The sequence below is a fragment of the Streptomyces sp. NPDC104096 genome (genome assembly GCF_055584385.1).
The window spans coordinates 1-14,100 of sequence record NZ_JBVJMD010000105.1 but is presented as its reverse complement, the minus strand read 5'-3'; the positions used below and the strand labels follow the sequence as shown (position 1 = coordinate 14,100).

The following is a 14,100-nucleotide window of genomic DNA, read 5'->3' as shown; positions in this document are numbered from 1 at the left end:
CGACCCCAAGCCCTACGTCTGGACGAAGACCGCGGACGAGATCCTCGAACGCCTCGCCTCATATCTGAACAGAATTCCCGACTCGGAAGACTAGATCGAGGTTAGGGCTTGTCCAGAACCATGGTGCGCGGAATGCACGAGTGAGCGCTGACGCTCCTGCACCGGCAGGCAGCCGATTCAATGTGGGAGTCGGCCGCCTTTCAGGAGCCTTCTGCTCTTCCTCGCCCGACGGCCGCCCTCGCCAGACGCCCGCGGGAGCGGATCCGATTCCGCTGTCGGCGCCGGGCGGGTCCCTCGGCTCGCCCGGTGCCGGGCGGTCGCGGACGCGTGAGGTCCGGATCTGTGGGCTGTGCGTCCATTCGGCCGCTTACCGGCGCGGCGGCCATGCGGGAGGGTGGAAGGAGACCTGGTCAGAGCTTCTTTCCCGTGGAGGCACCCATGCCTGAGACCATCGCCGGGATCACCGTCCCGGACACCGAACTGGTCCGCGAGGCCACCGCGCTCGTGCGCGCGGTCGAGGACGACACGCTGTTCCACCACTCCCGCCGGGTGTTCCTGTGGGGAGCGCTCAAGACCGCCGCGCGGGGCCGCGAGGTGGACCTGGAGCTCGCCTACGTGGGCGCCCTCTTCCACGACCTCGGCCTCACCGCGGACCACCGCGCCAAGGACCGCAGGTTCGAGATCGACGGGGCCGAGGCCGCGTACGGGTTCCTGCGGGACCACGGCCGCACCGAACGGGAAGCCCGCGACGTCTGGCTGGCGATCGCGCTGCACACCACCCCGGAGGTCCCCCTCCACCTGGCACCCGAGGTAGCCGTCGTGACCCTCGGCGTCGAGACCGACGTGCTGGGCCTGGAGCTGGAGCAGATCACGCCGGACCAGCGCGCCGAGGTGCTGGCCGCGCACCCGCGCCCGGACTTCAAGCGGCGGATCCTCCAGGCGTTCTACGACGGCATGGCTGACCGTCCGCAGACCACGTTCGGCACCATGAACGACGACGTGCTCGCCCACTTCGACCCGGAGTTCCGGCGCGAGGACTTCGTCCGGATCATCCAGCAGAACGCCTGGCCCGAGTGACCGGCCCACGGGTGCGGATCCACCCCGGCCGTACGGGCGGCCGGCCCCCGGCCCCGGCAGGTCCGGGAGCCGGGCCGGGGAGAGGAGCGGCGGGGAGACGAGGTTCGCGCGGTGGCGTTCCTCGTGTTCGACGCGTGAAGATGCTCGATGTCTCGGGCCCCGCGGAGGTGTTCGCCGAGGCGGACACGCTCGGCGCCCGCTACGCGCTGCGCTATGTGTCGCCTTCCGGGCGGCCGGTCCGCACGTCCATCGGCACGGTGCTGCCCGTGGAGGCGACGGCGGCGGAGCTGGAGGAGGTCGACACGCTCGTCGTCCCGGGCGGGGACCGGCTCGTGGGCGAGCCGATCGAGCCGGAGCTGACCGAGGCCGTGCGGCGGCTGAGCCCCGGTGCGCGTCGGCTGGTGTCCGTCTGCACCGGCTCGTTCGTCCTGGCCGTCACGGGCCTTCTGGCCGGGCGCCGGGCGACCACCCACTGGCGTCACACCGGGCTGCTGGCGCGGGCGCATCCCGGCGTCGACGTCGTGCCCGACGCCCTCTTCGTAGCGGACCGCGGCGTCTTCACCTCGGCGGGCGTCAGCGCTGGCATCGACCTGGCCCTGTCGCTGGTCGAGGCGGACCACGGCGCGGACCTCGCCCGCGAGGCGGCCCGCGGCCTGGTGGTGTTCGTGCAGCGTCCGGGCGGGCAGTCCCAGTTCTCCGCGCCGCTGGAACTCCGGCCGCCCCGGTCCGCCGCACTGTGCGCCGTCACCGACCTCGTCTCGGCACAGCCCGCGCTCGACCACACCGCCGATTCGCTGGCGGCCGTCGCCGGGGTGAGCCCCCGGCACCTCACCCGGCTGTTCACGGCCGAGCTGGGCACCTCACCGGCCAAGTACGTCGAGCTCGTCCGCCTCGACCACGCCGAGGCGCTGCTCACCGCAGGCCACAGCGTGACCGAGACCGTCCGGGCGGCCGGTTTAGGCAGCGCGGAGACCCTGCGGCGCGTCTTCGTGGCCCGGCTGGGCATCCCGCCCGGCCACTACCGCGCCAGGTTCGCAACCACCCACCCCGGCCCCGGTAGCGGCGGTGCGCCGCGCCTGCGCCTCCCCCGGTGCGGGCGGCCGCCGCCCCGCGGCGACACTGATTCCTGATGTGGTTTGTCAAGCTGCGCGAGCAGTGGGCGGCACGAGTTCGTAGGTCCGTCCGTCGCGTAGGAGGGCCCAGAGGACGTTGACGCGGCGGCGGGCCAGGGCGAGGACGGCCTGGATGTGGTGCTTGCCTTCGGCTCGTTCGCGCTCGTAGAACCGGCGAGGCTCAGCGCAGTGGCGGATGCTGAACAGCGCGGAGATGTAGAAGACGCGTTGGAGTCGGCGGTTGTAGCGTCGTGGCCGGCGAAGGTTGCCGCTGATCCTGCCGGAGTCGCGGGGAACAGGTGCGACGCCGCCGAAGTCGGCAAGGCGGTCTGCGGTGCCGAAGAAGCTCATGTCACCGCCGGTCGCGGTCAGGAACTCGGCTCCGAGGATTACGCCCAAGCCGGGCATACTGGTGATCACTTCGAAGTCCTGATGTTCGCGAAACCGGGCTTCGATCGCCTTGTCAACATGGGCAATCTGCTGCTTGAGGGCCATCACCTCCGCCGCCTCGCCACGGTGTTCCGGCGGGCCTGGCACCCCTTCCCAACCCACGCTCTTCTCCCGAATGAAGACAGCTACTACAAGCTCTCCTAGCAACGACCCACTGGAAGAACCCGAGCGTCCCGCCCCCCGCTCAGGGTGGGCGGCTGATGTCAGTACCACCTGTCACGATGCCCGGACATCGTCACGATCCGGAGAGACACATGGGTACCTGGGACGTCGGCCCCTTCGACAACGACACCGCGGCAGACTGGTGCGGCGACCTCGACGACGCCTCCCCCGAGGCGCGCCAGGGCTTGGTTCGAGACACACTCGCCCGAGCGGCCGACACCAGCGATTATCTCGACGCGGACGTCGCCGATGAAGCCATCGCCGCTGCCGCCCTGGTCGCCGCGCAATGCCCTGGCGGCGAGCCCGCCCACCCCCACTACGGACCGGACGAGCCCCTCCCCGACCTCACCGGTCTACGCGCCCTCGCCCTCCAAGCCCTCGACCGCGTCACTACCGAGCCGTCCGAACTCCTGGAACTCTGGGCCGAACCGGACGACGGCCCCTGGCAGGCAACCATCAACCGGCTCCGCAGCACACTCACGCCCCAGCCACCGGGAGAGCAACTCCGCTTGAGCTGACTCCCCGCCGCAGCGCAACTGCCCGCTCCCACCTGGAAGGTCCACATGAGTTGGGACGTTCTCCTCCTCCGCCTGTCCGATGACATCGCCTCAGTGCAGGACATACCCGACGACTACACCCCGTCCCCACTCGGCCGACAGAAAGAAGTGCTCGCGGCCGTGAGCCAGGCCGCCCCCGAAGCCGACCTCTCGGACCCCACCTGGGGCGAACTCCTCGGACCCACCTGGTCCATCGAACTCAACATCGGCGAGGAGGACCCCGTGGACTCGATCATGCTCCACATCCGCGGCGCCGGCGACGACGTGCTCACCCCCGTCTTCCGCCTCGCGGGCGCCCTCGAATGCAAGGTGCTGGACTGCTCCGCAGGAGACCTGATCACTCCACAAGAACTCTCAGGCTGGCACGCCTTCCAGGAGTTCCGCGACCGCGCGATCGGTCCCTCTCACTGACTCGCTGCAACCTGCCCGCGGCCCGAAAATACAAAGTCAACCTGCACAGATTCGGGCCAGCCAGACCACATCTTGCTTCACCCCGCTCACTCACCCTCCACCTCATCTGCTCAAACCGAGGTTGGAAAAGGCTCAGCAGCCGTGCCGATCCCGAAACTGGCGGCGAGGCGCGTGCAGGTGTCCCCGCGGCGCAGGTGCGCGAGCACGAACAGGGCCTGGCGGTACACCGGCAGGCTGCGCCACCGAGTGCCTCGTTCGCGGCGACGCCGTTGCAGGTGCCCGGCGAGAACCGCAGGTGCGAACTGGACAGGTCGACCGCGGATGGGCAGACAAGCACGACGAAACTCCTGGCCGAGCGAGTGATCTTGGTCGCGATCTCCTCCATCAGGAGCTTCGCCACGTCCAGCACTCGGGGATTCGTCCAACTCCAGCCTGCCACAGTCAGGTTGGGGAGCACTCATTGCCTGACGGATGATGTTCCGGGCGAGAAACTGACCCCCATGACTCCAGCGAACCACCCCGACACAGTCCACCTGAGGGCGTTCACCGAGGCCGACCTCGTCTTTCTCGACCGCCTCTGTACCGATCCCGAGGCGCTCGGCGAGTTCGAGTGGCTCGGATTCGGTGATCCGAGGGCGCGCCGTAAGCGATGGGAGATTGACGGGTACATCTCCGTCGAGTCCGCGGCGGTTGCGATCGCGCGGGCCGATGACACGGTTATCGGCATCGCCAGCTGGAAGCCAAGCGGCTTCCCGTCGGGTGTCACCTACGAGATCGGCGCGGGGGTGCTGCCCGAGCATCGTAGACAGGGGGTGGGCACGGCGGCGCAGAAGCTGCTCGTGGACTACCTGTTCGGCCGCACGACTGCGAACAGGATCGAAGCCTTCACCGATGGCGGCAACCTCGGCGAGCAGAAAGTCCTCGAACGCCTGGGGTTCCGCCGGGAAGGGGTCATGCGCGGCAGGTCCTTCCAGCACGGCAGGTATGTCGATGTGCTCGTCTACGGTCTGCTCCGCTCGGAGCATGGCCCCGGAACGCCATGAGCGCTCCTCCCGAGCCGTTCAAAGCGAGGTTGGAAAGGCTCACGGTCTTGAAACCCGTCGTGGCGCGAGCCGTCGTTCAAATCCCACACCCGCCGCACAGATGGACGGCCTCTGACCAGGCAGATCGGTCAGGGGCCGTTCTCGTGCCCGATGCCCTATGCAGGACGGTGTCGTTCAGAGGATCTGTCCGGTTTGGTATTGGTTCAGATAGCCGGTGCGGTTCTTGAGTTCGTGGACCAGGATCGGACGGAGGCAGGCGCGATCTCCGGGTGATCAATGGGTGTCGAGTCCCTGATCACCGCGGCGGTACTGATGCCGCCCAACCTGTTCCCCATGCGCGGCTCCCTACAGGGACATTCCGCAGTACAGGCGTCGTCGCAGCCCGGCGTCGCGGGCGAGTTCGCCGAGGCGTTCCAGGAAGTCGGCCATGAGCCTTGGATCCTGCCCGCCACCGTCTTCCGTGTGGGTCCATGCGGTGGCGGTTTCCAGCAGGCGCTCCGAGGCGGCCGCTGCGAGAGCCTCACGAAGGGTGCCTGGGAGCGAGACGAGCCAGGGCCCGTCTTGCTCGGGATCGTTGAGCAGTTCGCAGAAGCGGGGGTCGGATTCCACGGAACAGGTGAGGGCCTTCCGGGTTCGGTGTGGATCGCGACGTCTGCACCGACCGAAAGGCCTCGTGCCCCACCTGCACCCCTGGCCGATACCGGACGGACTCGCGGACCTCGATGACCTTGAGGTCCAAAAGGTCCTAGAAGGACCGGAAGACTCCTTCGGGGTCGAGCCGCGCGGTGTCGGCGACGTCCGCGAAGTCCAGGTTCGCGATCGACAGGTTCGCGTGGATGTCGTGGATGCCGGCAGGGACGGCACGGACCGATCCGCCGGATGCATCGAACTCCTCGTCGCTCTCGCACTCGTCTCTGGTCAGGACGGCCACCGCCAGCAGCGCGTGGTCGCGGTCGCGCATCGTGGTGCGGTCGGCGAGGAAGACGACGCTGAGATCTTCGTCCGCGGACACGGCGGCGACCACGTCGTCGGCCGGGGCACCGGACCACACCGGGTCGTCGACGATGTGGACCACGGCTTCGTGATCGCCGTCGCCCCACGGCTTCGACAGCTCGGTACGCAGGCACTGCCAAGCCGGCTCGTCGCCGAAGTCGGTTCTGATGACCAGCGCGGCGAACTCGTCGCGGCCGGTGACAGCAGGCAGCATCTTCAGGCTCCGCTCTTCGTGGGCGTATACACCGCGTACACGATGCCACCCCGTGCCGGCAGCCGGTCGGTCGAGGGGCGCAGCCGGCCGTCCCGCCCGGGGTGCAGTGGCCGGATCGGGCCGCGCGGGTGATTCTGGGATGTGCCGACTGTGGGCATCACGGTGGACCGCGCCGGCTTCGGGCCGAAGCCGCACGGAGCGAGCGGAAAGCCGAGGGAGGCGGTGACCGATGTGCCGGTGGCTCGCCTATTCGGGCACCCCGATACTGCTCGACAGCATCCTCTACAAGCCGACGCACTCGCTGATCGACCAGAGCCTGCGCTCCCGGCTGGGCGTCGAGACGACCAACGGCGACGGGTTCGGCGTCGGCTGGTACACGCCGGGCACCGACACTCCTGCGGTCGTCCGGGACACCGGCCCGGCCTGGAGCGACCGCAATCTGCGGGAGATCGCCGACCATGTCCGCTCCTCCCTGTTCCTCGCCCACATCCGGGCCTCGACCGGTACCGCGGTGCAGCAGACCAACTGCCACCCGTTCCGCCACGGCCGCTGGCTGTGGATGCACAACGGGGCGATCACCGACTTCCACCGGGTCCGGCGGGACCTCGTCCTGGCCGTCGCTCCGGAGTTCTTCACCTGCATCGAGGGAACGACCGACTCGGAGACGATGTTCTATCTGGCCCTCACCTTCGGCCTGGACCACGACCCGCCGGGTGCCGTGGCACGGATGGCGGGCCTGGTGGAACGGACGGGGCACGAGTACGGCGTGGAGTTCCCGCTGCAGATGACGGTCGCCGTGACCGACGGACGACGGCTGTGGACCTTCCGCTACTCCAGCCAGGGCGCCTCACGTTCGCTGTTCTTCAGCAGCCGCGTGGACACGCTGCGGGCACTGCACCCGGACCTGGCGTTCCTGCGGGAGATATCCGACGAGACCCGCCTCGTGGTGTCCGAGCCCTTCGGTGACCTGCCCGGTGCCTGGAACGAGGTCCCCGAGGCCAGTTACGGCGTCGTGCAGCCCGGCACGGACGAACTGCTGCCCTTCACCCCACAGCCCCTCTGAAACCGCCGAACCGCCGGCCGCGGGCACTGGGCGTGCCGAACGGCCGACCGCGGCAGCCGGCACGGGCTGGTTCCGGCACCGGGGACTCACTCCCGCTCAGTCCGTGGGAACGGTCCGTGCGGACAGTCCCCGGCCGGCCCGGCCGCGGAACGACACGGGGCGGCCAAGGCACGGGACGATGCAGGGACAGGCGGCAGAGCGGCGGTCGTCCCGGGCGTGGAGCGGAGCGGGCAGAGGCCGGGCGGCCGGACCGAGGCGCGCCCCGGAAGCCGGACCACGGGACGGAAGTACCGAAGGCACAGCGGCGCAACGCAGCGGGTCCGGGGCTGGTGGGCACGGGCGCGGCCGAAGCGCCGGGGTCGCAGCGGGGCCGTGCAGTGGGCGTATGGAGCGGCGGGGAGGGCACCGGACAACCGGCGGGACCGACGGGCAGCGCAGCCACCCGGAGCGGACGGACGACACAAAGGGCACGCGACGGACGCCGGACGACGGACCCGGGGCACACAACGCCCCGGGACCCGGCGTCCCGACCGAAGCGACCGGACGCGGCACGGTCGACAGACAGACCGAGACGCGCCGGACCGGACGGCGGGACCGGGACAGGCGTTGACGTGCTCCCTGGCCTGAAGTCCAGGGATTCCGGAAGGGTCGTCTGACCCTTCCGGGGGCTTCCTGCTTCAACGCGCTGTGCGGGCACCTGTGTCCGTCTTACCGGCGCTCCACAGGCGTTTGGCGTCTCCGCCCGTCCGGCGGCGACGATGCGGCGTCCTTCGAAGAGGACGTTGCGGGCTGCGTTGTGGTCGCGGTCGTGCACGGCGTGGCATGCGCTGCATGTCCATTTTCGGACGTGCAGGGGCTTGGGGCCGTCCCTGAATCCGCAGGCCGAGCAGATCTGGGAGGACGGGAAGGCGCGGTCCACCTTGGCGAAGGACGAAAGAGCTGGCCGAACGAGCGTGAGGTCCGCCTCGACGCCTTCCGGTGGCTCCACCGCTACAACACCCGACGCCGACACTCCCGCCTCGGACAACGATCACCGATCGTCTTCGAGAACGCCTTCCAACAACTGCCAACTACGCCGGCACCAGCCGCATAACCCGTGTCCAGGATTCGGGGTCAAGGCCCGGTCGAGCGGATCACGCTGCAGCCGGCTGGGCAAAGTCGGGTGTGGTTCCCCACCGGCTACGGCGTGGCCGTCGTGGTTGAGCTGGCGGAGTTTCGGGGGCGACGGCCGCCGAAGAAGGTGGCCGATCCCACCGGGGTCCGGCTGCGCGCCGGGCACGGGCTGACGGTGACCGAGACGGCGCTGGCGTTTCTGCAGGACGCCCGCCGGCGGGGAAACGGGTGCCGACCGCTGGACTGGATACCGGAGGTCCACCACCCGGCCGGGGGCGGTGAGGCCGTCATCCCCGTCGCCCTGATGTTCTACCAGGGCGACACCGACAACGGCAGCGGTGCGATGCTGCGGGCGTTCGTGGAAGCCGACCGGCCACCATGAGGCCTGAGCATCCCGCCGCCAGGCGCACGGCTTACGCGCGGCTGCATGCTTACGTGCCCCAGCCGTCCGGGCGGAGACCTGGCGGCCGCGGCCCGGCTTTCCACCAAGCGCCGCTGGAAGAGGCGGGGCGGTGGCACTATCCGCTGTTCCCGCGGCTGCTGTTCGTCCTGGACGGCGCCGCCCAGGCCGGTATCGAGAACCGGATCAGCGCCCTGCACGCAGCCGTCCACGACCCGGCACTGGCAGAGTTCCTGCGCGACGTTCCCGTCCTGGCAGCGCCATTGACCGAGGTGGTGCGAGAGGGCCCCTCAGCGCCCGTGTGGCAACCCGTGCAGGCCCCAGACCAGCGGGTTGGCTGGATACACTCCTGTACGTCGTGAACGCGCAGTGCGCAGTACTGCGCACTCCTTCATGCGGGCCGACCCTGAACCCCGACCACAGACCCGACCGTGCAGGCCACAGCACTGCGCAGCCGATCACGCGGGCATGCGGAGAGCCCGCTTGTACGAGCGTCCGAACTGCGCAGCCACCGCTCCGCGAGGAGGCTGCGCGTGCTGGTCGGGGCTGGCTTGCGCAGCGCTGCCGGCCAGCACCGCTGGTGTGCGTGAACAGCAGCTCACCCAGGACGCCGTCGAACGCGGCTGGCCCCGCGAGGTCGAACGACACAACGTTGTCGCCGACCGGATCCGCAGCCTCCTCGTCGACCTTGGCGAGAGCATCGAGCCCGGCCCCGACGATCACTGCTGACCGGTTCGTTGCGGCAGCCCGAACGAGAGCCCGACGGATACTTGCCGGATGGATGGATCAAGGGCTTCTTGGGTCAACACCACGCACGACTGGGCCGGCACCGTGGACGCGGACCATATCGATCGGATCCGCCAGGGATTCGCAGAGTTCGCGCCGGCCGGACCCGAACACCTTGTTCTCGAGATCGTTGCTTACGCCGCTGACGAGGCAGCGAGCCGGGGCGGCGGACGGTGCGTGGTCACGCTGCATGCCGACGGCTCGGTGTCGGTGAAGGACGACGGCCGGGGCACCGACACTCGGGTCGACGAGCATGGCCAAGTGGTGAAGAAGCCGGTCATGGCCACGAAGGATCTGCGGTTCTTCGACCTCCCTGAGGCGGAGCGACTTCCGGACGGACATCCGCGTCGCGGCATGTCCGTCGTCGCAGCGCTCAGCGAGTGGCTGATTCATACCAACCGCCGTCTGAGCGGGTCCTGGAGCCAGCGCTATGAACACGGCGTCCCGGTGACCGATCTGCAGCCCGTCGAAGCCGACGGGACCACGGGGACCTGCGTCCGCTTCCTGCCGGACGAGGCCCTGCGTTCGCGGTGGTCGTTGGCCGCGGGCGATCTGGTGCGGTGGTCCGAGCACTGGCCCGACCTGGCTGCTCACCTCGACGATCAGCGCGACGGCGAGGACCGGTCACGTCCGTGACCACGGGACGGCACGACCGAGCTGCACGGGGAGAGCGGCCCGGTCGGCTCCCGATCCGCGGTCCTGGTACTCGGCCCCGGGGGCTTGGAGGTGGCAGGCGTCGGGGCCAGTCTCGGTCAGGATGCATTCGAAGTTCAGCCGGTCCCCCACACGGAATTCGTCCGGATGAGAACCTGGTCGGCCGCTACAGCTCCGCGTCCTCCACCCCGTCCGCCGGCGTCCTGCGGCCCCTGCACGACCCGGATGCGGCCGAGCTCGACGACGAGGAGGCGTAGGTGGGCCCTGTCCTGTGTCGGCCGTGCGGCAGCGCGCTCGGCTTCAGGTCTCGGCGCTGCCACGGCGGTCGGCAGTCAGGAGGTAGGCGATCGCCATGTCTGCGAGCTCGTCCGCGTACCGGCGCCTGGCCGCGTCTCCGGTGGCGGGATCGGGGCGCACGGAGTCGTGGAAGCAGGCGCCGAGGATGGCGCGCGCCGCAGTGTCGAGTGCCTGCTGGGGCTGGGAGCGGCGGATCTGGTCGGTGTACGGGGCAGCTGCGTCGAGCAGGAGACGGTGGAGTTCGGTGATGGTGCGGGCGCCGCGCTCCAGTGACCTGGCCCCGCGCGTGCGCAGCAGCTCGGGGAAGAGGCTGCTGCTGTCGGCGAAGGACTGCAGCAGGGCGTGCGCGTAGGCGTCCATGACACCGGCCAGTGACGGCTCGGCGTCGCGCAGCCGCTCGGCCACGTACTCCTCGCGGCGCTCCAGCATCCGCTCGGACAGGGCGGTGATCAGCTGTTCTTTGTCCTCGAAGCGGCGGTAGATCGTGCCGACGGAGACGCCGGCGCGTTCCGCGACGCCGGCGATCGTCATCTCCTCCAGGCCGGAGGTGGAGGCGATCTCCTCGGCCGCCCGCAGCACGCGGGCCAGTGTCGCGGCGCTGCGCGCCTGCCGGGGCTCCCGGTAGGACGCTGGGCGTTCGGGCTCCTCGGTCATGTCCCGCATGGTATCCACGGCGCTCTCAGCAGGACCTTTTGACATCTGGTGCACTCCTCGGCGTACCCTGGCAATGCGAATGTGAATTCACATTCGCATTCTATCGGAGGTACGACCATGACCGGCAACCAGACGCTTCCCGTGACCGTGACGCTTGAGTCCGGGCCTGCCGGCGCCGGGAGCATCGACGACTTCGAGCTCTTCTACGCCCGCCGCGCCCTGGACCGCTTCCGGACGCTGCTGGGCCGCCAGGGACTCCTCGACCTCCTGGCCGCGGACATCGAGGAGGGCAACGCCTTCCTGCGCGAGAGCGCCCGGGCCTCCGACGGCGTCTTCAAGGCGGGCACCACCGTGCTCGCGGCGAAGGGGCTGACCTCGGGTGAGTTTTTGGCCTGGATGGACAAGGCCTTCGCAGGGGACGAGCACGTGCTCCTCGCGGCGCACCCCGAGCACTACGTGATGGGCACCGATGAGATCGGCGCGCGCGTGGTGGAGAACATCGGCCCACACGTCGCCGACTTCTACATGGGCGGCTGGGGCACCGACGCCCTGGCCTGGGCCAAGGACGCGGCCGAACTCCTCCCGGAGTCGGAGTTCCCGCGCAAGATGTCCTCGAACCTCTTCCTGGCCGACGGCACCGTCGTCGGGCGGGCCCTGATCCAGTTCGGCGACACCGCCGACGGCTTCACCGCGAACCTGACCGTCTACTTCCCCCTCACCTGCCCCGACGAGGTCCTGGACCACCACCTGCGGCACTACGCCGTCGAATTCCGCAACTGGATCGTCGCCGCCGCGGCCGCCCGCGCCTGAGCCCCCTCCCGGGCCCCGGGGCCGCCCCGGCGTCCGGCACCTGGAAGCCGTCGGGCCGCCCACCCGCACTCGCCGCATCCGGCTCGCGGAACCGTACGGCCCGCCTCCCTGATACGGCGGACAATGAAACGAAAGACCACGATGTCGAACCACACCCTGTCCGCCACGGGCGCAAGCTGACCCAGGCCGTCCTCGGCCTGGCAGCCCTGATCACCACCATGCTGTGCGCCTTCGCGCTGCCCTCGCTCCACCCTGGCGTTCGCAGATCCGGATGATCCGGTGGGTGCGGGCCGCGGTCAGGTCGCGGGTCCGGTCTGGCAGGGCGGGTGAAAACCACAGAACCCGGCCGGCTGGGTCGGTCATGACCTGGACGTTCACCCCATGGCATCGGTGTTTGGCGGAGCAGTCGGCCCGGCCATCGCCCAGGCGGTCGCATGCGGCGAGGGTGCCGTCGAGCAGGACGAAGTCCGGGTCGGCTTCACGCAGGATCTTGAGCAGGCCGGGTGCCCGCACCGCGAGCAGGTCGATCACGGTGTGGGTGTAGGCGTGGGCGGTGCCCACCGAGGTGCCGCAGCCGGCGGCGATCTGCGCGAGCGTGTCGTGCTTGCGCAGGTACACCAAGGCGACCAGCGTGCGGTGGGAGCTTGCAGAGGCGGTCACCCTCACGGGTGACGATGAGCATGGTGACCCACTCGACCAGCGCGTGCGGCAGATCGAGTGCTGCAGGATGGGGAACCAACGAGGCTCCTGTGCCGACGGGTCGGGACTTCGAACACCTCCCCCGACGGCACAGGAGCCTCATGCGTTGCGGGTCCCGCCGCCATGAGGCGAACGGCCTGTCACACACCCTGGCGCGGCGGCACTTCTGTCACCGGCTGCGGGAGGGTGCGTGACAGGCCCGGCAGCTCATTGGATCAGGTCGGTGTGCGGATGCTCGGGAGAGGCCGGGCAGATGTAGACCTGCATGTTGTCGGTGCTGCCGACTGCGACCTTGGTCGGCCGCGACGGGCTCTGGCCACAGCAATGCCCGGCGGCGTTGGCGGCGGCCTGTTCTTCGTGAGGTGCCCAGCTGTGTCCCTCACCGCCGTCCCATTCATAGGAGGCGATGGTCAGCAGTGGGGCCATCTGCGCAGCACAGACAGTGCAGTATCGGGGGTTGGGGTCGGTGCGGCCCCATGGAGGCCAGCCGCCGACCTTCCATCCGGGCGCGTCAGCCAGATGGACGTCATAGAAGTCCCGCGGACAGTCCGCGTGCTCGGAGCTGTCCACGTCGACGCCGGCTGCCTGCCATCTGCTCCAGTCCTCCACCATCAGCAGCATCTGCGGGCTCAGATCGAGGCTGTTGGGGTATTCGGTGATCGCTTCCGGTGCCAGCACGCACGGCTCCGGCAGATAGCCGTCATCGTTCACCTCGTACGGCTCGGGCGGTGTGGCGAGGAGGTCGCCGACCTCGGCGGCGGACCGCCAGAACAGTGCGGTCGCCGGCTTGTGATGCGGATCATGGTCGTAGGGGCACCAGAGGACCTGGAGCAGATCGGCCTGGCCGGGCGGCCGCAACAGGGGTATGTCGCGCAGATACAGCTGGGCCACGGGCAGCATGGGGACCGGGCAGTCCGCGGGCAACGGAAGGTCGGCGTCGAGTCGCTCCGCGAGCAGCGCGGCGTTCCGCTCCTTGACCGCCGCCTCCTCGGGAGTCATCCCACCCCGACCACCGTGATCACCGTGCCACCGGGCCCGCATGCGCCTCATGAGCCGTACGTCGTCCGGTGACTCGCGGAACCCGCTGTCCACGTGCAGGTGCGAGGCTTCGCAGTGCGGCCACGGCTCATCGGCCGGCCACAGCAACGGCCCCCCGACCGAGCTCTCCCCGGCCGAAGGCGCCCCGGGACGAGGGTGCAGCCGAATCGCAGGACGTGCCAACGGCGCCAGCTCGGGAAAGACCGCGGTCACGTCCACGGGTCGCGGCGGAGTAGTACGTACGAAAACCATGCCGGTGATCCTGTCACCAGCCACTGACAACCCCTGGCCGCCTCAACCAACTTTGGTGGCACCGGTGTTCAGCTGGTCAAGTCCAACGCACGCAGCCTCGGCCACAGCGACAGCAAGCCTGCCCATGCGACAACCAGCGTGCTTCGGCGCAGCCATCACTCGATCAGTGGCCGCTCTGAAAAAGCTCAATGTCAAAACCTGTGGCTGGGAGCCGCACCGGCCCAGCGGTGATAAACGTCCAGGTCGACGTTGCTGCCGCACACGATGGTGACCACGTGTCGGCCGGCGAAGCGGTCGCGGTCCTCGAGGATCGCC

The 14,100-nt window shown here is 69.5% G+C and carries 15 protein-coding genes and 4 pseudogenes; 10 read left to right on the top strand and 9 right to left on the bottom strand.

The features are described from left to right. Positions 1-438 precede the first annotated feature (438 nt). Together ACZ60B_RS41520 and ACZ60B_RS41515 are read left to right on the top strand one after the other, a co-directional pair. Positions 439-1,077 (top strand): HD domain-containing protein, encoded by a 639-nt coding sequence (locus ACZ60B_RS41520; protein WP_469396912.1) that lies wholly within the window; start codon positions 439-441, stop codon positions 1,075-1,077. A 140-nt stretch (positions 1,078-1,217) separates the two neighbouring features. Continuing rightward, positions 1,218-2,207, top strand: coding sequence for a GlxA family transcriptional regulator (locus ACZ60B_RS41515; protein ID WP_469396916.1), 990 nt, complete (start codon positions 1,218-1,220; stop codon positions 2,205-2,207). A 9-nt stretch (positions 2,208-2,216) separates the two neighbouring features. On the opposite strand, the pseudogene ACZ60B_RS41510 reads toward ACZ60B_RS41515, so the two are convergent. Next, positions 2,217-2,696, bottom strand: a pseudogene (locus tag ACZ60B_RS41510) (transposase); the annotation flags it as partial. Between the two features lie 197 nt (positions 2,697-2,893). Here ACZ60B_RS41510 and ACZ60B_RS41505 point away from each other — a divergent pair. Both ACZ60B_RS41505 and ACZ60B_RS41500 read left to right on the top strand, forming a co-directional pair. Next, on the top strand, positions 2,894-3,319 hold the full coding sequence (locus ACZ60B_RS41505) for a DUF4259 domain-containing protein (RefSeq protein WP_469396909.1): 426 nt from the start codon (positions 2,894-2,896) through the stop codon (positions 3,317-3,319). Between the two features lie 45 nt (positions 3,320-3,364). Then, positions 3,365-3,769, top strand: a complete 405-nt coding sequence (locus tag ACZ60B_RS41500) for a hypothetical protein (RefSeq protein WP_469396907.1) — start codon at positions 3,365-3,367, stop codon at positions 3,767-3,769. A 137-nt stretch (positions 3,770-3,906) separates the two neighbouring features. On the opposite strand, the pseudogene ACZ60B_RS41495 reads toward ACZ60B_RS41500, so the two are convergent. Then, positions 3,907-4,106, bottom strand: a pseudogene (locus ACZ60B_RS41495) (IS5/IS1182 family transposase); the annotation flags it as partial. Positions 4,107-4,269: 163 nt separating this feature from the next. Here ACZ60B_RS41495 and ACZ60B_RS41490 point away from each other — a divergent pair. Then, positions 4,270-4,812, top strand: coding sequence for a GNAT family N-acetyltransferase (locus tag ACZ60B_RS41490; protein WP_469396905.1), 543 nt, complete (start codon positions 4,270-4,272; stop codon positions 4,810-4,812). Positions 4,813-5,157: 345 nt separating this feature from the next. Here the strand turns inward: ACZ60B_RS41490 and ACZ60B_RS41485 are convergent, their stop codons facing one another. Continuing rightward, positions 5,158-5,421 (bottom strand): hypothetical protein, encoded by a 264-nt coding sequence (locus ACZ60B_RS41485; RefSeq protein ID WP_469396904.1) that lies wholly within the window; start codon positions 5,419-5,421, stop codon positions 5,158-5,160. Positions 5,422-5,557: 136 nt separating this feature from the next. Further along, on the bottom strand, positions 5,558-6,019 hold the full coding sequence (locus ACZ60B_RS41480) for a DUF6924 domain-containing protein (RefSeq protein ID WP_469396901.1): 462 nt from the start codon (positions 6,017-6,019) through the stop codon (positions 5,558-5,560). A 229-nt stretch (positions 6,020-6,248) separates the two neighbouring features. On the opposite strand from ACZ60B_RS41480, the gene ACZ60B_RS41475 reads away from it, so the two are divergent. Next, a complete protein-coding gene (locus tag ACZ60B_RS41475; protein ID WP_469396899.1) occupies positions 6,249-7,082 on the top strand; it encodes a class II glutamine amidotransferase in 834 nt (277 codons plus the stop codon). On the opposite strand, the gene ACZ60B_RS41470 is transcribed toward ACZ60B_RS41475, so the two are convergent. Then, on the bottom strand, positions 7,063-8,001 hold the full coding sequence (locus tag ACZ60B_RS41470) for a zinc ribbon domain-containing protein (protein ID WP_469396914.1): 939 nt from the start codon (positions 7,999-8,001) through the stop codon (positions 7,063-7,065). The two genes, ACZ60B_RS41475 and ACZ60B_RS41470, sit on opposite strands and share 20 nt — an antisense overlap. A 267-nt stretch (positions 8,002-8,268) precedes the next feature. Here ACZ60B_RS41470 and ACZ60B_RS41465 point away from each other — a divergent pair, with 267 nt between their 5' ends. From ACZ60B_RS41465 to ACZ60B_RS41455, 3 genes are all read left to right on the top strand, one after another. Next, positions 8,269-8,577, top strand: a complete 309-nt coding sequence (locus ACZ60B_RS41465; RefSeq protein WP_469396897.1) for a hypothetical protein — start codon at positions 8,269-8,271, stop codon at positions 8,575-8,577. A gap of 600 nt (positions 8,578-9,177) precedes the next feature. Beyond that, positions 9,178-9,324 (top strand): hypothetical protein, encoded by a 147-nt coding sequence (locus tag ACZ60B_RS41460; protein WP_469396895.1) that lies wholly within the window; start codon positions 9,178-9,180, stop codon positions 9,322-9,324. 48 nt (positions 9,325-9,372) lie between these two features. After that, positions 9,373-10,017, top strand: coding sequence for an ATP-binding protein (locus ACZ60B_RS41455; RefSeq protein ID WP_469396893.1), 645 nt, complete (start codon positions 9,373-9,375; stop codon positions 10,015-10,017). Between the two features lie 318 nt (positions 10,018-10,335). On the opposite strand, the gene ACZ60B_RS41450 is transcribed toward ACZ60B_RS41455, so the two are convergent. After that, positions 10,336-10,986 (bottom strand): TetR/AcrR family transcriptional regulator, encoded by a 651-nt coding sequence (locus ACZ60B_RS41450; protein ID WP_469396891.1) that lies wholly within the window; start codon positions 10,984-10,986, stop codon positions 10,336-10,338. A gap of 117 nt (positions 10,987-11,103) precedes the next feature. Here ACZ60B_RS41450 and ACZ60B_RS41445 point away from each other — a divergent pair, with 117 nt between their 5' ends. Further along, positions 11,104-11,796, top strand: coding sequence for a hypothetical protein (locus tag ACZ60B_RS41445; RefSeq protein ID WP_469396889.1), 693 nt, complete (start codon positions 11,104-11,106; stop codon positions 11,794-11,796). Between the two features lie 249 nt (positions 11,797-12,045). Here the strand turns inward: ACZ60B_RS41445 and ACZ60B_RS41440 are convergent. From ACZ60B_RS41440 to ACZ60B_RS41430, 3 genes and pseudogenes are all read right to left on the bottom strand, one after another. Next, a pseudogene (locus tag ACZ60B_RS41440) lies at positions 12,046-12,535 on the bottom strand (transposase); the annotation flags it as partial. A gap of 167 nt (positions 12,536-12,702) precedes the next feature. After that, positions 12,703-13,785, bottom strand: coding sequence for a hypothetical protein (locus ACZ60B_RS41435; protein ID WP_469396886.1), 1,083 nt, complete (start codon positions 13,783-13,785; stop codon positions 12,703-12,705). A gap of 191 nt (positions 13,786-13,976) precedes the next feature. Then, positions 13,977-14,100, bottom strand: a pseudogene (locus tag ACZ60B_RS41430) (threonine dehydratase); the annotation flags it as partial.